This is a genomic window from Pseudoxanthomonas sp. J35, assembly GCF_000513995.1.
In the GTDB taxonomy this organism is placed as follows: Bacteria; Pseudomonadota; Gammaproteobacteria; order Xanthomonadales; family Xanthomonadaceae; genus Pseudoxanthomonas.
The window spans coordinates 1-20,611 of the sequence record NZ_AZVB01000001.1 but is presented as its reverse complement, the minus strand read 5'-3'; the positions used below and the strand labels follow the sequence as shown (position 1 = coordinate 20,611).

At 71.6% G+C, this 20,611-nt stretch carries 18 protein-coding genes; 9 read left to right on the top strand and 9 right to left on the bottom strand.

Translation table 11 applies throughout. The annotated features are described in order from the left end of the window. Positions 1 to 10: 10 nt before the first annotated feature. A complete protein-coding gene (locus PSEJ35_RS17795; protein ID WP_028915989.1) occupies positions 11 to 1,834 on the top strand; it encodes a DUF4105 domain-containing protein in 1,824 nt (607 codons plus the stop codon). Positions 1,835 to 2,014: 180 nt separating this feature from the next. Here PSEJ35_RS17795 and yeiP read toward each other — a convergent pair whose 3' ends face one another. From yeiP to PSEJ35_RS0100055, 6 genes are all read right to left on the bottom strand, one after another. After that, positions 2,015 to 2,581, bottom strand: coding sequence for an elongation factor P-like protein YeiP (gene yeiP / locus PSEJ35_RS0100080; protein WP_028915988.1), 567 nt, complete (start codon positions 2,579 to 2,581; stop codon positions 2,015 to 2,017). A 125-nt stretch (positions 2,582 to 2,706) separates the two neighbouring features. Further along, on the bottom strand, positions 2,707 to 3,477 hold the full coding sequence (locus tag PSEJ35_RS0100075) for an SDR family NAD(P)-dependent oxidoreductase (protein WP_028915987.1): 771 nt from the start codon (positions 3,475 to 3,477) through the stop codon (positions 2,707 to 2,709). Positions 3,478 to 3,653: 176 nt separating this feature from the next. Beyond that, positions 3,654 to 4,553, bottom strand: a complete 900-nt coding sequence (locus tag PSEJ35_RS0100070; protein WP_028915986.1) for an NAD(P)-dependent oxidoreductase — start codon at positions 4,551 to 4,553, stop codon at positions 3,654 to 3,656. Between the two features lie 54 nt (positions 4,554 to 4,607). Then, positions 4,608 to 7,292, bottom strand: coding sequence for a methionine synthase (gene metH / locus PSEJ35_RS0100065; protein ID WP_028915985.1), 2,685 nt, complete (start codon positions 7,290 to 7,292; stop codon positions 4,608 to 4,610). Then, the gene (locus tag PSEJ35_RS0100060) at positions 7,289 to 8,386 is read right to left on the bottom strand and encodes a homocysteine S-methyltransferase family protein (RefSeq protein ID WP_028915984.1); all 1,098 of its coding nucleotides are present in this window, start codon (positions 8,384 to 8,386) and stop codon (positions 7,289 to 7,291) included. The genes metH and PSEJ35_RS0100060 overlap by 4 nt, the downstream gene beginning before the upstream one ends. Before the next feature lie 9 nt (positions 8,387 to 8,395). Then, the gene (locus tag PSEJ35_RS0100055; RefSeq protein WP_028915983.1) at positions 8,396 to 9,325 is read right to left on the bottom strand and encodes a metalloregulator ArsR/SmtB family transcription factor; all 930 of its coding nucleotides are present in this window, start codon (positions 9,323 to 9,325) and stop codon (positions 8,396 to 8,398) included. A gap of 128 nt (positions 9,326 to 9,453) precedes the next feature. Between PSEJ35_RS0100055 and PSEJ35_RS0100050 the strand changes: the two genes are divergently transcribed. The 3 genes from PSEJ35_RS0100050 to PSEJ35_RS0100040 all read left to right on the top strand — a co-directional run bounded on the left by PSEJ35_RS0100050 (position 9,454) and on the right by PSEJ35_RS0100040 (position 14,286). Next, positions 9,454 to 10,602 carry an acyl-CoA dehydrogenase family protein gene (locus tag PSEJ35_RS0100050; RefSeq protein WP_037081915.1) on the top strand — a complete coding sequence of 383 codons (1,149 nt, stop codon included), beginning with the start codon at positions 9,454 to 9,456 and terminating at the stop codon, positions 10,600 to 10,602. 195 nt (positions 10,603 to 10,797) lie between these two features. Further along, positions 10,798 to 13,191: a penicillin-binding protein 1C gene (gene pbpC, locus PSEJ35_RS0100045; RefSeq protein WP_232207548.1), complete on the top strand. Its 2,394-nt coding sequence runs from the start codon at positions 10,798 to 10,800 to the stop codon at positions 13,189 to 13,191. A 66-nt stretch (positions 13,192 to 13,257) separates the two neighbouring features. Then, entirely contained in the window at positions 13,258 to 14,286 is a 1,029-nt protein-coding gene (locus PSEJ35_RS0100040; RefSeq protein ID WP_028915980.1) for a cysteine synthase A, read from the top strand. 6 nt (positions 14,287 to 14,292) lie between these two features. On the opposite strand, the gene PSEJ35_RS0100035 is transcribed toward PSEJ35_RS0100040, so the two are convergent. After that, on the bottom strand, positions 14,293 to 14,772 hold the full coding sequence (locus PSEJ35_RS0100035) for a peroxiredoxin (protein ID WP_028915979.1): 480 nt from the start codon (positions 14,770 to 14,772) through the stop codon (positions 14,293 to 14,295). Between the two features lie 174 nt (positions 14,773 to 14,946). Between PSEJ35_RS0100035 and PSEJ35_RS0100030 the strand changes: the two genes are divergently transcribed. Continuing rightward, positions 14,947 to 15,387, top strand: coding sequence for an Hsp20/alpha crystallin family protein (locus tag PSEJ35_RS0100030; RefSeq protein WP_028915978.1), 441 nt, complete (start codon positions 14,947 to 14,949; stop codon positions 15,385 to 15,387). A 169-nt stretch (positions 15,388 to 15,556) separates the two neighbouring features. Then, on the top strand, positions 15,557 to 16,417 hold the full coding sequence (locus PSEJ35_RS0100025; protein ID WP_028915977.1) for a DnaJ C-terminal domain-containing protein: 861 nt from the start codon (positions 15,557 to 15,559) through the stop codon (positions 16,415 to 16,417). Positions 16,418 to 16,424: 7 nt separating this feature from the next. Here the strand turns inward: PSEJ35_RS0100025 and pilH are convergent, their stop codons facing one another. After that, on the bottom strand, positions 16,425 to 16,820 hold the full coding sequence (gene pilH / locus PSEJ35_RS0100020) for a twitching motility response regulator PilH (RefSeq protein ID WP_028915976.1): 396 nt from the start codon (positions 16,818 to 16,820) through the stop codon (positions 16,425 to 16,427). Positions 16,821 to 17,040: 220 nt separating this feature from the next. Beyond that, positions 17,041 to 18,039, bottom strand: coding sequence for a YhdH/YhfP family quinone oxidoreductase (locus PSEJ35_RS0100015; protein ID WP_028915975.1), 999 nt, complete (start codon positions 18,037 to 18,039; stop codon positions 17,041 to 17,043). Between the two features lie 107 nt (positions 18,040 to 18,146). Here PSEJ35_RS0100015 and PSEJ35_RS16500 point away from each other — a divergent pair, with 107 nt between their 5' ends. The 3 genes from PSEJ35_RS16500 to PSEJ35_RS0100005 all read left to right on the top strand — a co-directional run. Further along, positions 18,147 to 18,977: a protoglobin domain-containing protein gene (locus tag PSEJ35_RS16500; RefSeq protein WP_051412377.1), complete on the top strand. Its 831-nt coding sequence runs from the start codon at positions 18,147 to 18,149 to the stop codon at positions 18,975 to 18,977. Further along, the gene (locus tag PSEJ35_RS16495; protein ID WP_051412376.1) at positions 18,883 to 19,590 is read left to right on the top strand and encodes a GGDEF domain-containing protein; all 708 of its coding nucleotides are present in this window, start codon (positions 18,883 to 18,885) and stop codon (positions 19,588 to 19,590) included. Before PSEJ35_RS16500 ends, PSEJ35_RS16495 begins: the two co-directional genes overlap by 95 nt. 90 nt (positions 19,591 to 19,680) lie before the next feature. Then, on the top strand, positions 19,681 to 20,611 hold a 931-nt coding region (locus PSEJ35_RS0100005), incomplete at its 3' end, for an IS481 family transposase (RefSeq protein ID WP_028915974.1).

The window sequence follows — 20,611 nt, the reverse complement described above, 5'->3', positions numbered from 1 at the left end:
CGCGCCAACCATGCGTCGCTGGCGGTGCCTGGCCGCCGCGCTGGCGCTGGCCGGGGCCGCGGTCCCGGCCGCGCACGCCGCCGCCCTGCAGTTCCGCCTGGAAGAGGGCATGCCGCCGGGGGAAGCGGCGGCCACGCGGCAGCTGCTCGACGAGGTGGTCGCGCGCCTGCCTCCGACCTGGGCGGAGGCGCTGGGCCGCCCGGTCGCGTTCGCCTGGCGCGACGACCTGCCCGCGGGCGTGCACGGCCGCGCCCGGAACGGGCGCATCGGCCTGCGCCGCGACCTGCTCCAGGCCTGGCTGGCGCGGCCCGATGCGGCGGATGCCGCCGATCCGGCCACGCGCGCCGTGCTGGCCGCGGCGATCCACGAACTGGCCCACCTCTACGACCGCAGCCGCGCCGGCGGGCTGTCGCGCGATCCGCGGCTGCTCGACCTGGCCGGCTGGCAGGTCGCGCCGCTGCCTCCTGGCCGCCTCGGGCGCAATGACTTCCGCGACCGCAGCCCCGATCCCTACGAACTCCGGTCGCCGCGCGAATACGTGGCGGTGAACCTCGAGCACTACCTGCTCGACCCGGGCTACGCCTGCCGGCGCCCGGCGCTGGCCGCCTACTTCGACGCGCACTTCGGGGCCGCCACGGCGCGTGAGGCCTGCGCGCCGGGCCTGCCGTTCGTGCGCGACGCGGTGCGCGGCGGTGCCGGGCCGGAGCTGGTGGAACCGGAGCGCATCCATGCCGTCGACTACCTGCTGGCCGAAGGCAACGACCGGCCGATGAGCCGCTGGGGCCACAGCATGCTGCGGCTGGTGGTGTGCGCGCCGGGACGGCCGCGCGGACCGGACTGCCGGCTGGACCTGCAGCACCACCTGGTCCTGTCGTTCCGCGCCTTCGTCGACGACGTGCAGATCTCCAGCTGGCGCGGCCTGACCGGCTCCTACCCGTCACGGCTGTTCGCCCTGCCGCTGGGGCAGGTGGTCGACGAGTACACCAGGGTGGAACTGCGCGGCCTGCGCTCGGTGCCGCTGGACCTGCAGCGCGACGAGATCGAGGCGCTGGCCACGCGTGCGGCGCAGCTGCACTGGAACTACGACGGGCGCTACTTCTTCATCGGCAACAATTGCGCGGTGGAAACCTGGAAGCTGCTGCACGACGCCGTACCGCGGCTGGCCGCGATGGAGCTGGAAAGCATCACCCCGAACGGGTTGCTGGCGCGGCTGCGCCGGGCGGGTGCGACGGACGAGGCGGATATCCCGGCGGATGCGCAGGAGCAGGTGCGCCTGGGCTACTCCTTCGCCCCGGCGAATGCGGCATACGACGGGATGTACGCGGTGGTGCGCGAGGAGCTGGGCACGCCGCAGGCCGACGCCGCGGCCTGGCTGGAGCTGGATCCGGCGGCGCGTCGCGCGGTGCTGCCACGCGCCGGCCTGCGCGCCGCGGCGGCTTTGCTGGTGCTGGAATCGGCGGCCGTGCGCAGGCAGGAAGCGCTGGCGCGCGACGAGCTCAAGCGGCGCTGGCTCGCCGGGCCGCAGGCGCTGGCGGGAGCGGCGGAAATGGCGGAGACGCTGCGCGAATTCCTGCGCCTGGGCGGAGCCTTCAGCCGGCCGGCTTCGTGGCTGGACGGCGTGCCCGGTTACGGCCTGCCGCAGGCGGAGGAACGCGAGGTGCTGGCGCGGCGTGCGGCAGCCGATGCGGCGGCGCGCGAGCTGCAGGCGCAGGCGCTGGAAGCGGGCGTGCGCGGGCTGCTGTCGCCGCAACGGCGTGCGGCGCTGGAAGGCGCCGAGCGCAACCTCGAACTGCTGGGGGAGCGGCTGCGCGAGCTGGCCGGGGAGCCGTCGTGACAGGCACACAGGTGCCGCATCTGGATCCTGGTCCCGGGTGCGCTTCGCTTACCCGGGCTACGGGCTGGCCGGCGCCATAGACGGGCGTGCCCGCCGTTGCGGCGGGCACGGGTGGCGCGTCGCGCATCGGACCCGGGTGCGCTGCGCCACCCGGGCCGGGCTGCGACGCGCGGCCGGCGGTCAGTCGGCGCGGCCGCCGAACTCGCCGGTGGTGGTGTTGACCAGGATCTTCTCGCCGTTGGTGATGTACTCCGGGACCATGATCTCGATGCCGGTGTTGAGCTTGGCGGGCTTCGGGCGCTTGGTCGCGGTGCCGCCCTTCAGTTCCGGCGGGGTGTCGACCACTTCCAGGGTCACGTGCTGCGGCAGCTGCACGGCCACCGGCTGCTCGTCGATGATCTGCACGTAGCAGCCGCTCAGGCCGTCGGTGATGTAGCCGGCGGCGTCGCCGATCGCGTCCGGATCGAGGGTGTAGGGGGTGTAGTCCTCGTCGTCCAGGAACACGAACGCGTCGCCGTCCTTGTACGAGAAGGTGGCCTGGCGGCGCAGCAGCTCGACCTCGGTCAGGCTGTCGTCGGCGTCGAAGCTGGCGTCCAGCTTGGTGCCGCCGGGCACGGAGTACATGATGAAGCGGAAGCGGACGTTGCCGCCGCGGCCCTGCGGCGAGCTGCGCTCGATGTCGCGGATCTGGTAGACGCCGTTGTTGTACTCGACGACGTTGCCCTTCTTGATTTCGCTGGCTTTCATGGGGAATCCGTGATTCGTGATTGGTAGATAGTGATTCGATGCGGGTGACTGGGGATCCGCGACGGGTCTGGAGGGGCGCTGTTGTTGCTTCTTCCAATCACCAATCACGAATTGCCAATCACGGCTTACTTCGGCGCCAGCCTCGTCGCGCCGTCGAGGCGGATGGTCTCGCCGTTGAGGTAGCGGGTGCGCAGGATGAAGGCGACGGTGTCGGCGAACTCGTCCGGCTGGCCCAGGCGCGCCGGGAACGGGATGGTCGCCGCCAGCGACTGCTGCACCGACTCGGGCATGCCGTCGACCATCGGCGTCCAGAACACGCCCGGGGCCACGGTCATGACGCGGATGCCGAAACGGGCCAGTTCGCGCGCCATCGGCAGGGTCATGCCGACCACGCCGCCCTTCGAGGCCGAGTACGCCGCCTGGCCGATCTGGCCCTCGTAGGCGGCGACCGAGGCGGTGTTGACGATCACGCCGCGCTCGCCGTCCTCCCCCGGTGCGTTGTGCTGCATCAGCGACGCGGCGGCCTTGGCGACGTTGAAGCTGCCGACCAGGTTGACCATCACCGTGCGGGCGAAGCCGTCCAGCGGCATCGGACCTTCCTTGCCGAGCACACGCCCGGCGCCGAGGATGCCGGCGCAGTTCACCGCCACGTTGAGCCCGCCAAGGAACCGGCGGGCGGCCTCGAGGCTGGCGGCGACGCCGGCCTCGTCGGTGACGTCGGTGCGGAAGTAGCAGGCATTGGCCTCGCCGAGCAGGGCGACGGCTTCGGCGCCCTTGGCGTCGTTGACGTCGAGCAGGGCGACCTTGCCGCCATCGGCGACGATCCTGCGGGCCACGGCCAGGCCCAGGCCGGAAACGCCACCGGTGACGACGGCGCGGACGGTATCAGGCTGCATCGAAAGGTTTCCGGTGAAAGAAGCCGCCATTGTAGGCGGAGGCACCGGGATGGCGGCAGGGGCCGCCCGGCGGCGGCCCGGTTCCGGCCGATGGCGGCCCCGCGGTACCGGGCAGGCGGCCCGGCACGCGGGGCAGGGTTCCGGAGCCAGGCCCGCGACCCCCCGGGCCACCCGGCTCAGTCGCGCGGAACCGGCGGCGCCTCGCGCCAGGGCAGGACTTCGGGAACGCCGGCGTCGTACTGGGCGAGGACCTCGTCAAAGCCGAAGCGCGGGCGCCAGCCCAGGGTGCGCATCGCCAGGCCGGGGTCGTAGACCCGGTCGATCGAGGACGGCGGCAGCCAGCCACGCAAGGCCAGCGCCGACAGGAACGCCGGCGCGCGCCGGGCCAGCACCGCCGGCGCATCCGCCAGCAGCGCGGCGGCGTCCTCGCGCTCGAACGGAGTCGCACCGGAAACCACGAAGCGGGCCACGGCCGGGCCTTCGTGGCCGAGCGCGGCCAGGTGCGCCGCGGCCACGTCGCGCACGTCGATGCCGCGGTGCAGGCGGAACGCGGCCATGACCTGCACCGGTTCCGGGAAACAGCGCGACATGCGCAGGATGCGCAGCGGCGGCCCACCCTGCGCCGCGGCCTCGGCGAGCAGTTCCTCCGCTTCCAGCTTGGTGCGGTGGTAGATGGTCTGCGGCTGCGGCTCCAGCGCCTCGTCGACCCAGCCGGCGCGCCCGGGCGGCGTGGCCGCGGCCCCGTACAGCGCGGTGGTGCTGGTGAACACGATGCGCTGCACGCCGGCGCCGGTGGCGGTATCGAGCAGGCGGCGCGTGCCGTCGACGTTGATCCGCCGGAACGCCGCCTCGGGGAAGTACGGCACGTGCGGTGCGTGCAGCGCGGCGGTATGCACGACCGCCTCGATGCCGGCCAGGGCGCGGCCGAGCCCCCCCGGATCGGTGAGATCGCCGACGTGGTCGCTGGTCGAGGAAGGCGTGGTATCGATGCCGGTCACCTCGTGCCCGGCGCGGGCCAGCGCGACATGGATCGCGCGGCCGACGCGGCCGGCACTGCCGGTGACCAGCACCCTCACCGCACGGCTCCCGCGATGCCCGCGGTGGAGCCCGATGGCATCCGTCGCGGGCGGTTACTCGGGGTCATAGTCCAGGTTCGACGCCAGCCAGCGCTCGACCTGCGCCAGCGGCACGCCCTTGCGCTTCGCGTAGTCGGTCGCCTGGTCCTTGCCGACGCGGCCGACCACGAAGTACTGGCTGCCCGGGTGGCTGAAGTAGTAGCCCGAGACTGCCGCGGTCGGCAGCATGGCGAAGCTCTCGGTCAGCGACATGCCGGCGTTGGCCTCGGCGTCGAGCAGGCGGAACAGGGTGGCCTTCTCGCTGTGGTCCGGGCACGCCGGGTAGCCGGGCGCGGGGCGGATGCCGCGGTAGCGCTCGGCGATCAGCGCCTCGTTGTCCAGCGCTTCGTCCGGCGCGTAGCCCCAGAACCCGGTGCGCACGCGCTGGTGCAGGCGTTCGGCCAGCGCCTCGGCCAGGCGGTCGGCCAGCGACTTGAGCAGGATCGCGTTGTAGTCGTCGTGCGCGGCCTCGAAGCGGGCCACGTGTCCGTCGATGCCGATGCCGGCGGTGACGGCGAAGGCGCCGATCCAGTCCTGCACGCCGCGGCCTTCCGGGGCGATGAAGTCGGCCAGGCAGAAGTCCGGGCGCTCCACCGGCTTGTCGACCTGCTGGCGCAGGAAGTGCAGGGTGGCCTGGCCATCGGCGTGTTGCAGGACCACGTCGTCGCCGCGGCTGTTCGCCGGCCACAGGCCGTAGACCGCGCGCGCCGCCAGCCAGCGCTCGTCGACGATCCGCCGCAGCATCGCCTGCGCGTCGCGGTACAGTTCGCTGGCCTGCTGGCCGACCACTTCGTCCTGGAGGATCGCCGGGTACTTGCCGACGAGTTCCCAGGCCTGGAAGAACGGCGTCCAGTCGATCACCGGCAGCAGGTCTCCCAGCGGCCAGTCGAAGGCGTGCACGCCCGGCCGGTTCGGCGCCGGCGGCACGTACCTGTCCCAGCCGCCGTCGAAACGCTGGCCGCGGGCCTTGTCCAGCGACACCAGGCGCCTGGCGTCGCCGCGGTTGGCGTGGCGGGCGCGGATCTCGGCGTAGTCGGCGTCGTTGGCGGCGACGAAACGATCGCGCAGCTCCGGGCTGACCAGCGACTGGGCCACGCCCACCGCGCGCGAGGCATCCTTCACCCAGACGGTGGGCGCCTTGTAGTGCGGGTCGATCTTCAGCGCGGTATGCGCGCGCGAGGTGGTGGCCCCGCCGATCATCAGCGGCGTGCGGAAACCCTGGCGCTGCAGTTCGCGCGCCACGTGGCTCATTTCCTCCAGCGACGGGGTGATCAGGCCGGACAGGCCGATCAGGTCGGCGTTCACCTCGCGCGCGGTGTCGAGGATCTTCTGCGCCGGCACCATCACCCCCAGGTCGATGACCTCGAAGTTGTTGCAGGCCAGGACCACGCCGACGATGTTCTTGCCGATGTCGTGCACGTCGCCCTTGACCGTGGCCATGACGATGCGGCCGTTGTTCCTGCCGGCGTCGCCGGTGCGCAGCTTCTCCGCCTCGATGAACGGCAGCAGGTAGGCCACCGCCTTCTTCATCACGCGCGCGGACTTGACCACCTGCGGCAGGAACATCTTGCCGGCGCCGAACAGGTCGCCGACCACGTTCATGCCATCCATCAGCGGGCCTTCGATCACGTCCAGCGGCCGCGCGGCCTGCTGGCGGGCCTCCTCGGTGTCCTCTTCGACGAAGGCGTCGATGCCGTGGACCAGGGCGTGGGCCAGGCGCTCGCTGACGGGCTTCTGCCGCCAGGCCAGGTCCTCGGCCTTCTTCTCGCCCTTCTTCCCCTTGTAGCGCTCGGCGATCTCCAGCAGGCGCTCGGTGGCGTCGCGGCGGCGGTTGAGGACCACGTCCTCCACGCGCTCGCGCAGTTCCGGGTCCAGCTCGTCGTAGACCGGCAGCGCGCCGGCGTTGACGATGCCCATGTCCATGCCGGCGCGGATGGCGTGGTACAGGAACACCGAGTGGATCGCCCCGCGCACGGTCTCGTTGCCGCGGAAGGAGAACGACACGTTCGACACGCCGCCGGAGACGTGGCAGTGCGGCAGGGTCTGGCGGATGATCCGGGTGGCCTCGATGAAGTCCACCGCGTAGTTGTCGTGCTCCTCGATGCCGGTGGCGATGGCGAAGATGTTCGGGTCGAAGATGATGTCTTCCGGCGGGAAGCCGACCTCGTCGACCAGGATGCGGTAGGCGCGGGTGCAGATCTCGACCTTGCGCGCGCAGGTGTCGGCCTGGCCCTGCTCGTCGAAGGCCATCACCACCGCGGCCGCGCCGTAGCGCAGGATCTTGCGCGCGTGCTCGACGAACACGTCCTTGCCTTCCTTGAGCGAGATCGAGTTGACCACGCCCTTGCCCTGCAGGCACTTCAGGCCGGCCTCGATCACCTCCCACTTCGAGCTGTCGACCATCACCGGGATGCGGGCGATGTCCGGCTCGGCGGCGATCAGGTTGAGGAACCTGGTCATCGCCTTCTCCGAGTCGATCAGGCCCTCGTCCATGTTCACGTCGAGGATCTGCGCGCCGTTGTCGACCTGCTGGCGCGCCACCTCCACCGCCTCGGCGTAGCGCTGCTCCTTGATCAGCTTGCGGAACTGGGCGCTGCCGGTGACGTTGGTGCGCTCGCCGATGTTGACGAACAGCAGTTCGGGGGTGATGACCAGCGGTTCCAGGCCGGACAGCCGGGTGTAGCGGGGCGCCTCGCTCATGCCGCCTGCTCCAGTGCGCCCACCGGGATCCTCGGCGGCAGCCCGCGCACCGCTTCGGCGATGGCGCGGATGTGGTCCGGGGTGGTGCCGCAGCAGCCGCCGACCAGGTTGAGCAGGCCGGCTTCGGCGAACTCGCGCAGGGTGGCGGCCATTTCCTCCGGGGTCTCGTCGTAGCCGCCGAAGGCGTTGGGCAGGCCGGCGTTGGGGTGGGCGCTGACGTGGAACGGCGAGACGCCGGCCAGCGCTTCCACGTGCGGGCGCAGCTCGCGCGCGCCGAGCGCGCAGTTCAGGCCGATCGACAGCGGCCGCGCGTGCGCGAGCGAGGTGTGGAAGGCTTCGGCGGTCTGCCCGGACAGGGTGCGGCCGGAGGCGTCGGTGATCGTGCCGGAGATCATCACTGGCAGGCGCGCGCCGCGGGCGTCGAACACTTCTTCGATGGCGAACAGCGCGGCCTTGGCGTTGAGCGTGTCGAAGATGGTCTCGACCATGATCGTGTCGGCGCCGCCGTCGATGAGGCCTTCGACCGCCTCGCGGTAGGTCGCGCGCAGCTCGTCGAAGCTGGTGTTGCGGAAGCCGGGGTCGTTGACGTCGGGGCTGATCGAGGCGGTGCGGCTGGTCGGGCCGAGCACGCCGATCACGAAGCGCGGTTGGCCCGGCGTGCGTGCCTCGGCGGCATCGCAGGCCTCGCGGGCGACGCGCGCCCCGGCCCGGTTGAGCTCGTAGACCAGGTGCTCGAGGTGGTAGTCGGCCTGGCTGACCGAGGTGGCGTTGAAGGTGTTGGTCTCGACGAAGTCCGCGCCGGCCTCGAGGTAGGCCGCATGGATCCCGGCGATCACCCCGGGCCGGGTGAGCAGCAGCAGGTCGTTGTTGCCCTTGAGGTCGTGCCCGCACTGCGGGCCGTGGCCTTCGTGGGCCGCGTGGTGGCGGGCGTCGTAGCCTTCGGCGAAGCGCTCGCCGCGGTAGTCGGCCTCGGCCAGGCCCTGGCGCTGGATCATGGTGCCCATGGCCCCGTCGATGACCAGGATGCGTTCGCGCAGGCCGCGCTCGAGCAGGGCGACGCGTTCGGGATGCAGCCAGGGGAGGGGGCGGGTCATGGTTGGTACTCAGGGCTTCTGCGCGATCAGCGAGATCACTTCGAAATGCGGTGGCCGGCGCTCGCGGGTCACCGTCTCCAGGCTGGTCACCGCCAGCCCGGCCTTGTCCGCGAACCTGCGCAGTTCCTTGGCGGCGAAGCCGAGGTTGACGTGGCCGTAGGTCTCCACCACCGCCTTGTGCTCGTGCCGGGCCAGGCTGCTCAGCAGCAGGCGGCCGCCCTTGCGCAGCACGCGCGCCGCCTCGGACACGGCCTGCGCCGGCCTGGTCGAATAGGTCAGCGCGTGCATCAGCACGACCAGGTCGAAGCTGCCGTCGCGGAAGGGCAGGGCGTGCATGTCGCCCTCGCGGACCTCGACGTTCTCGAGCCTGCGCAGGCGCTCGCTGGCGGCAGCGACCACGCGCGCGCTGGTGTCGATGCAGACGTAGCGATGCGAATGCGGGGCCAGCAGTTCGGCCAGCACGCCGTCGCCGGAGGCGATGTCCAGCACATCGCCGGTATGCAGCAGCGGCAGCGCGCTGCGCGCCAGCGCTTCCCAGGTGCGGCCGGGGGAATAGTGGCGTTCCATGTCGCCGGCGACGCTGTCGGCCCAGTTCTGGTCCGCGGCGCGGGCGGCCAGCACGGTGGGCAGGCGCTCGGCGTCCTGGCGCAGCAGCGGATCGTCGCTGCCGGTGCTCAGCGCCTGCCACAGGGCGCGCTGGGCCGGGTCCAGCGCGGCCTCGTCGAAGCGGTAGTAGGCGGACACGCCGGCGCGGCGGTCGCGCACCAGGCCGGCTTCCTTGAGCTTGGCCAGGTGGGTGGAGACGCGCGGTTGTGCCAGGCGGGTGATCGAGGACAATTCGGCCACGGTCAGCTCCTCCAGCTCCAGCAGCGCCAGCAGGCGCACCCGGGTGGCATCGGCAAAGACCTTCAGCCGGACCGACCAGTCCTCCAGATCCATAAATATCTTCCTATCGCGATATAGCGATAATTGTTGCCCGGGCCCCGTCGGCGGTCAAGCGGCATACGCCGCCGAATGGCGAGGTGGTTACAATGGGAAGCATCGCCAGACCGGAGAGGGGTCGCCCCGTGGATTTCAGCTTTACCGAAGAACAACTGATGCTGCAGGACGCGGCGCGCCGCATCGCCCAGGACGTGATCGCGCCGAGTGCCGAGCACCATGACCAGACCGGCGAGTTCCCGCTGGCCAACATCCAGCTGCTGGGCGAGAACGGCCTGATGGGCATCGAGGTGCCGACCGAGTACGGCGGCGCCGGCATGGACCCGGTCAGCTACGTACTGGCGATGATCGAGATCGCCGCGGGCGACGCCGCGCACTCGACGATCATGTCGGTCAACAACTCGCTGTTCTGCAACGGCATCCTCAAGTTCGGCACCGAGGAGCAGAAGCAGAAGTACGTGCGCGCCATCGCCGAGGGCCGCGAGATCGGCGCCTTCGCACTGACCGAGCCGCAGTCCGGTTCCGACGCCACCGCCATGCGTTGCCGCGCGGTCAGGCAGGCCGACGGCAGCTTCGTCATCAACGGCAAGAAGAGCTGGATCACCAGCGGCCCGGTGGCCAGGTACATCGTCCTGTTCGCGATGAGCGATCCGGAGAAGGGTTCGCGCGGCATCACCGCGTTCATGATCGACACCGACAAGCCGGGCTTCCACCGCGGCAAGACCGAGCCGAAGCTCGGCATCCGCGCCTCGGCCACCTGCGAGATCGAGTTCGCCGACTACGTGGTCGGCCCGGAAGACGTGCTCGGCGAGGAAGGCCAGGGCTTCAAGATCGCCATGGGCGTGCTCGACGCCGGCCGCATCGGCATCGCCTCGCAGGCCATCGGCATCGCCCGGGCCGCCTACGAGAAGACCCTGGAGTACGTGCGCGAGCGCAAGGCCTTCGGCGCGCCGATCGGCACCTTCCAGATGACCCAGGCCAAGGTCGCCGACATGAAGTGCAAGCTCGACGCGTCGCTGCTGCTGACCCTGCGCGCGGCGTGGCTGAAGGGCCAGGGCAAGCCGTTCTCGGCCGAGGCCGCGATCGCCAAGCTGACCGCCTCCGAGGCGGCGATGTGGATCACCCACCAGGCGGTGCAGATCCACGGCGGCATGGGCTACTCGAAGGAGATGCCGCTGGAGCGCTACTTCCGCGACGCCAAGATCACCGAGATCTACGAGGGCACCTCGGAGATCCAGCGCATGGTGATCGCCCGCGCCGAGACCGGGCTGCGCTGAGCAGCAGGCTTTGCAGGGGATGGAGACGGGGCCGCGAGGCCCCGTTTCCTTTTGGGCATTGGCGCGCCATGGCAGCGATGGGGGAGGCGGGGCAAGCCCCGCTCTACCAAGCGTGCGGCGGATGGCTTCAAATGGCCGCATGCGAGCGAAGCGATGGCGATGAGGCAGGAAGGCAAGGGCGGACCGCACAGGGTCATGCGCCACGCATGGCCGTGGCTGCGCTGGGGCACGGTGGCCGTGCTGCTGGCGGTGCTCGTGCTCGACCTGGCCTTCCCGCCGCCGCTGCCGCGCGCCTCCGGCAGCGCCACGGTGGTCACCGCCGCCGACGGCACCCCGCTGCGCGCGTTCGCCGATGCGGAAGGTGTGTGGCGCTACCCGGCCACGCCGGAATCGGTGTCGCCGCTGTACCTGCAGGCCCTGCTGGGCTACGAGGACCGCTGGTTCCGCCACCATCCGGGGGTGAACCCGGCGGCGCTGGCGCGCGCGGCCTGGCAATGGCTGCGCAGCGGCGGGATCGTCTCCGGCGGTTCGACCCTGACCATGCAGGTGGCGCGCATCCTCGAGGGCGGCGATACCCGCAGCCTGTCGGGCAAGCTGCGGCAGATGGCGCGCGCGCTGCAGCTGGAGGCGCGCTTGTCCAAGGACCAGATCCTGCAGCTGTACCTCGAGCGCGCGCCGTTCGGCGGCACCATCGAAGGTGTGGAGGCGGCCAGCTGGGCCTACCTGGGCAAGCCGGCGTCGCGGCTGTCGCATGCCGAGGCGGCGCTGCTGGCGGTGCTGCCGCAGGCGCCGAGCCGGCTGCGGCCGGACCGCCATGCCGGGGCGGCGCGCGCCGCGCGCGACAAGGTGCTGGAGCGGATGCGCACGCTGGGTACGTGGAGCGCGCAGGACGTGGAGGATGCGCGGATCGAGCCGGTGGTCGCCCGTTCCCTGCGCGTGCCGGTGCATGCCGCGCTGCTGGCCCAGCGCCTGCGCCAGGAGCAGCCGCGTGCGCGCCATATCGCCACCACCATCGACGCCGACCTGCAGCACGCCCTGGAGGAACGCGTGGCCGGCTACTTCGCCGCGCTGCCGCCGCGTACCTCGGCGGCGTTGCTGGTGGTCGACAACCGCGACATGCAGGCGCGCGCCTACGTCGGTTCGGTGGAGTTCGGCGACCGCGAACGGCAGGGCCACGTTGACATGGTCCGCGCCTGGCGCTCGCCCGGCTCGACGCTCAAGCCGTTCCTCTACGGCATGGCCCTGGACGATGGCCTGATCCATTCGGAAAGCCTGCTGGTCGACGCGCCGCAGGATTTCGACGGCTACCGCCCGGGCAACTTCGGCGAGGCCTTCAACGGCCCGGTCGGCGCGGCCACCGCGCTACGCCTGTCGCTCAACGTGCCGGCGGTGGACCTGCTGGACCGGATCGGCCCGGCGCGGTTCACCGCGCGCCTGGACCATGCCGGTCTGCCGCTGCGCTTCCCGCGCGGGGCGAAGCCGAACCTGGCGCTGATCCTGGGCGGCACCGGCGTGCGCCTGGAGGACCTGGTCGGGGCCTTCGCCGCGTTCCAGCGCGGTGGCCTGGCCGCGCAGGTGCGCTACACGCCGCAACAGCCGCTGGTCGAGCGCCGGCTGCTGTCGCCGGGCGCGGCGTGGATCGTCCACGAGATCCTGCAGTCCAGCCCGCGGCCGGGCCAGCCGCCGCTGGCCTTCGATACCGCCACGCGGCCACGGGTGGCGTGGAAGACCGGCACCAGCTACGGCTTCCGCGATGCCTGGGCGGTGGGCGGCACGCGCCGCTACACCGTCGGCGTCTGGGTCGGGCGGCCCGACGGCACGCCGCTGCCGGGCCAGTACGGCGCGATCACCGCGCTGCCTCTGCTGCTGGAAACCATCGACAGCCTGCCGCGCGAGCGTGGCGATACCGATCCGCTGCCGCGGCCGGCGACGGTCGACGCGGTGGACGCGTGCTGGCCGCTGGGCCTGGCCGCCGGGGACACGCCGCCGGGGCTGTGCGCGCGGCGCCTGCGTGCCTGGCGCCTGGACGGGGCAATGCCGCCGACCCTGGCCGAGCGCGGCGCGCGCCTGTGGAGCGCCGGCCGCGAACGCTTCCTGGTCGATGCCGATACCGGCCTGCGGCTGTCGGCGGACTGCGCGCGTCCGCACGCCGCGCGGCCGGCGGAGATCGCGCACTGGCCGGCGCTGCTGTCGCCGTGGCTGTCGGCGGCCGAGCGCCGTGCCGCGCAGCTGCCGCCGCTGGCGCCGGATTGCGCGCCGGACGGGCGCGATGCGGTCGCTGCTCTGCGCATCGAGGGCATCGCCGACGGCGCGACGTTGCTGCCGGCGCCGGGGAGCGGACGCGGCCTGCGCGTGCGGGTCCGTGCGCTGGGCGCCAACGGCCCGGTGCAGTGGCTGCTGGACGGCCGCCCGCTGGCGCATGGCGACGGCGTGGCCGGCTTCGAGCACGACTACGCCGGCGCCGGCCGCGGCGAACACGTGCTGACCGCGCTGGCCGGCAGCGGCGCCTGGGCGCAGGTGCGGTTCCGCGTCGCCGGCGTGGACGATGGCGGCAGCGGCGTGCTCGTACGCGCCGGCGCCGGCCGCTGACCCGGCCGCGCGCCGCGGGAAGCCACGCCGCTATCCTGTACGCCCCTCCAAGCCACGGCGCCTGCGATGACCGCCTATCCCGTGATCGCCACTGACCTGGCCGCCGCGATCGGCCATACGCCGCTGCTGCGCCTGCGCCAGGCCTCGGAACAGACCGGCTGCGAGATCCTCGCCAAGCTGGAATCGGCCAATCCCGGCGGTTCGATCAAGGACCGCACCGCGCTGGGCCTGCTGCTGGACGCCGAACGCCGCGGCGCGCTGCGCCCGGGCGGCACGATCGTCGAGGGCACCGCCGGCAACACCGGCATCGGCCTGGCGCTGATTGGCGCCAGCCGTGGCTACCGCACCATCATCACCATGCCGCAGACGCAGAGCCGCGAGAAGATCGACGCGCTGCGCGTCACCGGCGCCGAGGTGCGGCTGGTGCCGGCCGTGCCGTACGCCAATCCCGACCACTACGCCCACCAGGCGCGGCGCCTGGCCGAGGCGATGAACGCCGCCGATCCGGGCAGCGCCTGGTTTGCCGACCAGTTCGACAACACCGCCAACCGCGACTTCCACGAGGCCACCACTGGCGTGGAGATCTGGGAGCAGACCGATGGCCGCGTCGACGGCTTCGTCTGCGCCACCGGCACCGGCGGCACGCTGGCCGGGGTGGGGCGCGCGCTGAAGCTGTTCAAGCCGTCGGTGACCATCGCCCTGGCCGATCCGGCCGGATCGGCGCTGGCCAGCTACATCAACACCGGCGAACTGAAGGCCGAGGGCGGCTCGATCAGCGAAGGCATCGGCTCCAGCCGGGTGACCGCCAACTTCGCAGGCGCGCCGGTCGACCTGGCCTGGTCGATCCCGGACACCGAATCGGTGCCGTGGGTGCATGCGCTGATGCACGAAGAGGGCATCAACGCCGGCGGTTCCAGCGGGGTGAACGTGGCCGGCGCGGTGCGAATGGCCCGCGCGCTGGGCCCAGGCCACACCATCGTCACCGTGATCGCCGATGCCGGCACGCGCTACCAGGCCAAGCTGTTCAATCCCGGATTCCTGCGCGACAAGGGCCTGCCGGTGCCGGAATGGCTGGAACGCGCGTTTCCCGGCTGAGCCTGCTCAGCCCAGGTGCTCGAGCACGTAGTCGGCCGAAGACACCTTGAACTCGCCTGGCGCCTCGACGAACAGCTGCCGGACCACGCCGTCCTCGGCATACAGCGCGAAGCGCCGCGCGCGCAGGCCCATGCCGTAACCGCTGGCATCCATCTCCAGGCCCAGGGCGCGGGTCAGGTCGGCATTGCCGTCGGAAACCAGTTGCAGGCCTTCCGGCGCCTGCAGGGTGCGGCCCCAGGCCTGCATCACGAACGGGTCGTTGACCGCCATGCACACCACGTCGATGCCGCGGCTGCGGAAATCGTCGAAGCGGTTGATGAAGCCGGGCAGGTGCTTCTCCGAGCAGGTCGGGGTGAACGCGCCGGGCACGGCGAACAGCAGCACCTTGCGGCCCCCGAACAGGGTCGGGGTGTCGACGCTCTCCACGCCGTCGCGGATGCGCTTGAGCACGACTTCGGGGATGAGGTCGCCGATCTGGATGGTCATGTACGGACTCCGGGGGAAGGGGCGCGGCGGGACGCCGAGGCTGAACGGAGTCTAGCCGCAGGCGCGTGTCGGCGGGGTGTGCGGTGCTTGAACCGCGCACGGCAGCACCCATTTTCCGGGCAACGCCGCGGGACACAGCCGCGGCCACGACGACCGACGACACAGGAGGATTGCATGGCTATCGTCCGTTACAACAGCTTCCCCGGCCGCAGCCTGCAGGAGGAGTTCCGGCAGGTGTTCGAGCGTCTCATCGGCGACGCCGGGACCGATCCGTCCGACGTGGTGACCAGCCAGTGGGCGCCGCGCGTGGACATCCGCGAGGAGGCCGAGCGCTTCGTCATCTTCGCCGACATCCCGGGCGTGGATCCGAAGGACATCGAGGTGCAGATGGACAAGGGCATCCTCAGCATCAAGGGCGAGCGCGCCGACGAGAGCGCTACCGAAGGCGAGGGCTGGTCGCGCCGCGAGCGTGCCTGGGGTGCGTTCCATCGCCGCTTCGCGCTGCCGGACAGCGCCGATCCGGACGGCATCACCGCCACCGGCCGCAACGGCGTGCTGCGCATCGACATCCCCAAGCGCCCGCAGGCGACCCCGCGCCGCATCCAGGTGCAGTAACGCCGCGCCGCACACCGTCCGGGGGGACGCCGATCGCAGCCGACCGGCATGCGATCGGCGGGACGCTCACTCCGGCAGGCATAGAATGGGCCCGTGGCGTCCGCGTCACGGGCCTTTCATGTTTCCAGGCCCGCGCAACGTCCGCGTGCGCGGCATCGCAGGGTGAATGATGGAATTCAAGGATTACTACGCGATCCTCGGCGTCGAGCCGAGTGCCGGCGAGGCCGAGATCAAGTCGGCCTACCGCCGGCTGGCCCGCAAGTACCACCCCGACGTGAGCAAGGAGCCGGACGCCGAGGAACGCTTCAAGGCGGTCGGCGAGGCCTACGAGGCGCTGCGCGACCCGCAGAAGCGCGCCGCCTACGACCAGCTGCGTGCGCGCGGTTACCGCCCGGGGCAGGAGTTCCACCCGCCGCCGGGCGGGTTCGACGGCGGCGGTTTCGACTTCGACGAGATCTTCGGCGACCTGGGCGGCCGCGGCGGTGGCGGCGGCTTCAGCGACTTCTTCGAGAGCCTGTTCGCGCGCCAGCGCGGCGCAGGCCCGCAGCCGCGCGGGGACAGCCGCGCGCGCCTGTCGGTGCCGCTGGAGGCGGTCTACCGCGGCGACAGCGTGCGCATCAACCTCAACGGGCGCCAGCTGGACGTGAAGGTGCCCAAGGGCATCCGCGCCGGCCAGGCGATCCGCCTGGCCGGGCAGGGTGCCGGCGGCGGCAACCTGCTGCTGGAGATCGAGTACAAGGCCCACCCGCAGTTCGAGGTGGACGGGCGCAACATCCTCTACACCCTGCCGCTGCCGGCCTGGCAGGCGGCGCTGGGCACCACGGTCAGCGTGCCCACCCTGGGCGGGCCGGTGGAGCTGAAGATCCCGGCCGGCTCGGATGCCGGGCGCAAGCTGCGCCTGCGCGGCCGCGGCCTGCCCGGCGATCCGCCGGGCGACCAGATCGTGGAACTGGAAGTGCAGGCGCCGGCGCCGGCCAGCGAGGCGCAACGCCAGGCCTATCGCGACCTGGCGCGCGCGTTCGGCGACTGAGGGCGGCTCAGGCCTCGGACGCGGCCGGGGCCTCGCCACCGCCGCCGAGCAGGCGGCCGATGACGTCGAGCAGGTCGGCCTCGGCGAACGGCTTGGTCAGGTAGGCGCGCGCGCCCTGGCGCATGCCCCACATCCGGTCGGTGTCCTGGTCCTTGGTGGTCACCAGGACCACCGGGATGTCGCGGGTGCTGGCTTCGCGGCTGAGCTGGCGGGTGGCCTGGAACCCGTTGAGGTTCGGCATCACCACGTCCATCAGGATCAGGTCGGGCAACTCGGCCTTGGCCAGTTCCACGCCGGCGGCGCCGTCCTCGGCGGTCAGGGTCTCGTGACCCAGCTTTTCCACGATGCGCTGGATCCCGATCAGCTGGGAGGGCGAATCGTCCACGATCAGGATACGTGCCATCTGCGTCCCCGGTGTTTTTTCCCCGCGCCGGAGTGTAGACGCTGGATGCGGCCGCAGGAAGCCTTCCCCAGGGCGGAGGGGGTGCCGGGGCGGACCTGCGGGCGATGGCGCGGGGTGAACGGCACGCTGGCGCCAGGCCCGCAGGGGCCTCCTGGCGGGGCGGAGAGGCCTGGAACGGCGCCGTCCCGCCCGTTCGGCGGAGGGGCGACGCCCGCCCGGGTCAGGGCAGGCGCACCACCGTGCGGCCCAGCGAGCCGCCGGCCAGCATGGTGGCGAACACGTCCGGCAGGTCCTCCAGCGTGGCTTCGCGGGTGCAGATCGCGTCCAGCATCGCCGGCTTCCATTCGCCGGCCAGCAGCGCCCAGATGTCGTCGCGGATGTCGCGGGCGGTGCCGGCCGAGCCGATGCCCAGCAGCGACACGCCGCGCAGGATGAAGGGCATCACCGTCAGCGCGTCCAGCGACGGGGTCGCGGCCAGGCCGGCCGCGGCGACGTTGCCGTAGGGCGCCGTCTGCGCCAGCAGGCTGACCAGCATCGGCCCGCCGACATTGTCCAGGCCGCCGCCGAAGCGCACCGATTCCAGCGGCCGGTTCGCGGCCAGCGCTTCGCGGCCGAGCACTTCCGTCGCGCCCAGCGACTTGAGGTACCCGGCCTGGTCTGCCTTGCCGCTGATCGCGTGCACTTCGTAGCCGGCCTTGCTGAAGATCGCCACGGCCATCGAGCCGACGCCGCCGGTGGCGCCGGTCACCGCCAGTGGGCCCAGCTCCGGACGCTGGCGGTTCTCGCGCATGCGGTAGAGGGCCAGCGCGGCGGTGAAGCCGGCAGTGCCCAGCACCATCGATTCGCGCAGCGACAGGCCGCGGGGCAGGGCGATCACCCATTCGGCCGGCAGTCGCGCATAGGCGGCGTAGCCGCCGTCGCGGGTTTCGCTGAGGCCGCAGCCGGTGACCAGCACCGGGTCGCCTTCGCGGAACTTCGGGTCGGTGGAGGCCACCACGTGGCCGGCCACGTCGATGCCGCCGACCAGCGGGAAGCGGCGCAGGATCTTGCCCTTGCCGGTGCCGGCCAGTGCGTCCTTGTAGTTCACGGACGACCATTCGGCCTTGATCACGACTTCGCCGGCAGACAGCTGGTCCAGCGCCAGCGTCTCGATGCCGGAACGGTAGCCGGCGTCGTCGTTGTGGATGCGGAAGGCGGGGAAGCTGTCGATGGCGGCCATGGTCGTGCGTTGCGACTGCGGATGCTTCGACTTTATCCGCCGCCTGCGCACGACGCCAGCGCGGCGCAAGTCTCCTCGGCGCGCACGGCCGCGAATAGAATCACGTCATGGAAATGCAAGTGCGCTCCAGCGGAGCAAAGGCCAATGCGGGCTACGCGGCCACGGCCGGGGAATGGAAGGGGTTCATCGACGGGGTCGACGCGAAGGTCCGCCGGGCGGCGGCACGCATGGTCGAGGAAGCGGCAAGCCATTGCGTGGACGTGTTCTACGCGGCGTTGCTGGCGCATCCGGATTCCCGCGGACTGATCTCCAGCGAGATGGTCGACAGCCGGCTGCGCCACTCGCTGCGTTGCTGGCTGCTGGACCTGTTCGCCGCCGACGCGCCGGACATGGAGAAGCTGGTCGCCGACCAGATCCGCGTCGGCCAGCTGCACGCGCGGATCCGGGTGCCGGTGCACGCGGTGCTGCATGGCGCGCGCCTGCTCAAGCGCGAACTGGCGCGACGGGCCGACGGCGAGGTGGAGCTGCACGGGGCGCCCGCGGCGGCGGTGCGGCAGTACTGCTACGTGATGGTCGACCTGGCGGTGGAGGTACTGAGCCACGCCTTCGGCGACGACATGCAGGAAGCGGCGGAGAACGTCGGCATCTACCAGGCCATGACGATTTCCCAGGACATGGCGCTGGAGCGCGAAACGCAGCGTGCGGCGCTGCTGGAATGGGGCCAGCGCCTGCTGTTCGACATCTGCCGCGGGCTGCAGCCTTCCTGCGGGCGGCTGGCCGATTCGAGCTTCGGGCTGTGGCTGCGCCACAAGGGCAGCCTGCTGTTCGGCGGGCTCGGCGAAGATGGCCAAGGTCAACGCGCTCATCGACCGTGTCGACGGCGCGCTGCTGCCGGCGCTGCGCCCCGGCGAGGCGGGCACCGGCAACGTGCTGCATGAGCTCAACAGCGCACTGGGCGACATCGGCTACCTGGTCGACGGGATGTTCGGCATCCTGGAGAACATGGAAGGCGGTCGCGACCCGCTGACGCGCACGCTCAACCGCCGCTTCCTGTCGACGATCGTCGGCCGGGAAATCGGCGCAGCGGCACGCACGGGCGCGCCGTTCAGCGTGCTCATGATCGACGTGGACCACTTCAAGTCGGTCAACGACAACGGCGGGCATGCGGCCGGCGACGCGGTGCTGCGCCACGTGGCCGACATGCTCCTGCAGTGCACGCGCAGCAGCGACTTCGTGTTCCGCTATGGCTGCGAGGAGTTCGTGGTGGCGCTGGTCGAGACCCCGCTGGCCAGGGCGGTCGAGGTGGCCGAACGGATCCGGCTGCGGATCGCGGAGACGCCGTTCACGCTGGGACGCGGCCTGGCCGACCTGCGGATCACGGTGTCGATCGGCGTGGCCCAGTTCCAGGGGCACCCGGACTACGCGGTGCTGCTGGAGGCGGCCGACCAGGCGCTGTACCGGGCCAAGCGCAACGGCCGCAACCGCTGCGAGGTCGCCGCGCCGCACGGCCGCGCGCAGGCTTCCTGGCTGCAGCGCGGCGGCGGCCCCTAGCTGTGATGTTTCAAGAGGTTGTTCCCCTCTGACCGGAGGTGGAAGCTGATGTCGCCAAACACCCAGTTTCCATCCGCGAAGGGAACAACCATGCACAAGAATGCGCGTCTGACCCCGAAGGGTCGAGAGGTCTTGGTCCATCGCCTTCAGTCAGGCCAGCGCGTGGCCGAGGTGGCGCAGGCGATGGGGCTGTCGGAAACCACGGTGCGCAAGTGGTGGCGCCGGTTCTGCCAGGGCGAAGGCCTGGCTGATCGCAGCAGCCGGCCTCACCACAGTCCGCAGGCCATCACGGCCGAGCGGCGGGCGCAGATCGAAGCGCTGCGACGACAACGCCGCACCGGGCGCCTGATTGCCGAGCAGACGGGTCTGTCGGCGGCGACGGTCTCCCGCGTGCTGCGCCAGGCCGGCCTGAGCCGCTGGCGCGAACTGGAGCCGCAGCCGCTGGCGGTGCGCTACGAGCGGGCGGCGCCCGGCGAGCTGGTCCACATCGACATCAAGAAGCTGGGGCGGATCGAGCGCCCCGGCCACCGGGTGACGGGCGATCGCCGGGATCGGGTTCGTGGCATCGGCTGGGAGTTCGCCCATATCGCCATCGACGACCATTCGCGCACGTCGCTGGTAACGATGGCCGAGGACGAGCGCAAGGAGAGTGCGGTCGCATTCCTGGAACAGGTCGTGGCGTACTACCGGGCATGCGGCGTCACCGTGCAGCGGGTGATGACCGACAACGGGCCGGCCTACCAGTCCCGCGCTTTCGCGGCCGCCTGCCGGCGCCTGGGCGTGTGCCACCTGCGCACCCGGCCATACACACCGCAGACCAACGGCAAGGCCGAGCGCTTCATCCAGACGGCCTTGCGCGAGTGGGCGTATGCCGCGACCTATCAGACGTCAGCCCAGCGCCGCCACGCCTTGCAGGATTGGCTGCACCACTACAACTGCCACCGCCCGCATAGCGCCCTCGGCGGCCGGCCGCCCATCAGCCGACTGCCGCTCGGGCAAAACAACCTATTGAAGCTCCACA

Excerpts from the sequence above, each read along its gene's own strand:
- PSEJ35_RS17795 (WP_028915989.1), top strand. The coding sequence starts at position 11 with ATGCGTCGCTGGCGGTGCCTGGCCGCCGCGCTGGCGCTGGCCGGGGCC.
- yeiP (WP_028915988.1), bottom strand. The coding sequence starts at position 2,581 with ATGAAAGCCAGCGAAATCAAGAAGGGCAACGTCGTCGAGTACAACAAC.
- PSEJ35_RS0100075 (WP_028915987.1), bottom strand. The coding sequence starts at position 3,477 with ATGCAGCCTGATACCGTCCGCGCCGTCGTCACCGGTGGCGTTTCCGGC.
- metH (WP_028915985.1), bottom strand. The coding sequence starts at position 7,292 with ATGAGCGAGGCGCCCCGCTACACCCGGCTGTCCGGCCTGGAACCGCTG.
- PSEJ35_RS0100060 (WP_028915984.1), bottom strand. The coding sequence starts at position 8,386 with ATGACCCGCCCCCTCCCCTGGCTGCATCCCGAACGCGTCGCCCTGCTC.
- PSEJ35_RS0100055 (WP_028915983.1), bottom strand. The coding sequence starts at position 9,325 with ATGGATCTGGAGGACTGGTCGGTCCGGCTGAAGGTCTTTGCCGATGCC.
- pbpC (WP_232207548.1), top strand. The coding sequence starts at position 10,798 with ATGCGCCACGCATGGCCGTGGCTGCGCTGGGGCACGGTGGCCGTGCTG.
- PSEJ35_RS0100040 (WP_028915980.1), top strand. The coding sequence starts at position 13,258 with ATGACCGCCTATCCCGTGATCGCCACTGACCTGGCCGCCGCGATCGGC.
- PSEJ35_RS0100035 (WP_028915979.1), bottom strand. The coding sequence starts at position 14,772 with ATGACCATCCAGATCGGCGACCTCATCCCCGAAGTCGTGCTCAAGCGC.
- PSEJ35_RS0100030 (WP_028915978.1), top strand. The coding sequence starts at position 14,947 with ATGGCTATCGTCCGTTACAACAGCTTCCCCGGCCGCAGCCTGCAGGAG.
- PSEJ35_RS0100025 (WP_028915977.1), top strand. The coding sequence starts at position 15,557 with ATGGAATTCAAGGATTACTACGCGATCCTCGGCGTCGAGCCGAGTGCC.
- pilH (WP_028915976.1), bottom strand. The coding sequence starts at position 16,820 with ATGGCACGTATCCTGATCGTGGACGATTCGCCCTCCCAGCTGATCGGG.
- PSEJ35_RS0100015 (WP_028915975.1), bottom strand. The coding sequence starts at position 18,039 with ATGGCCGCCATCGACAGCTTCCCCGCCTTCCGCATCCACAACGACGAC.
- PSEJ35_RS16500 (WP_051412377.1), top strand. The coding sequence starts at position 18,147 with ATGGAAATGCAAGTGCGCTCCAGCGGAGCAAAGGCCAATGCGGGCTAC.
- PSEJ35_RS16495 (WP_051412376.1), top strand. The coding sequence starts at position 18,883 with ATGGCCAAGGTCAACGCGCTCATCGACCGTGTCGACGGCGCGCTGCTG.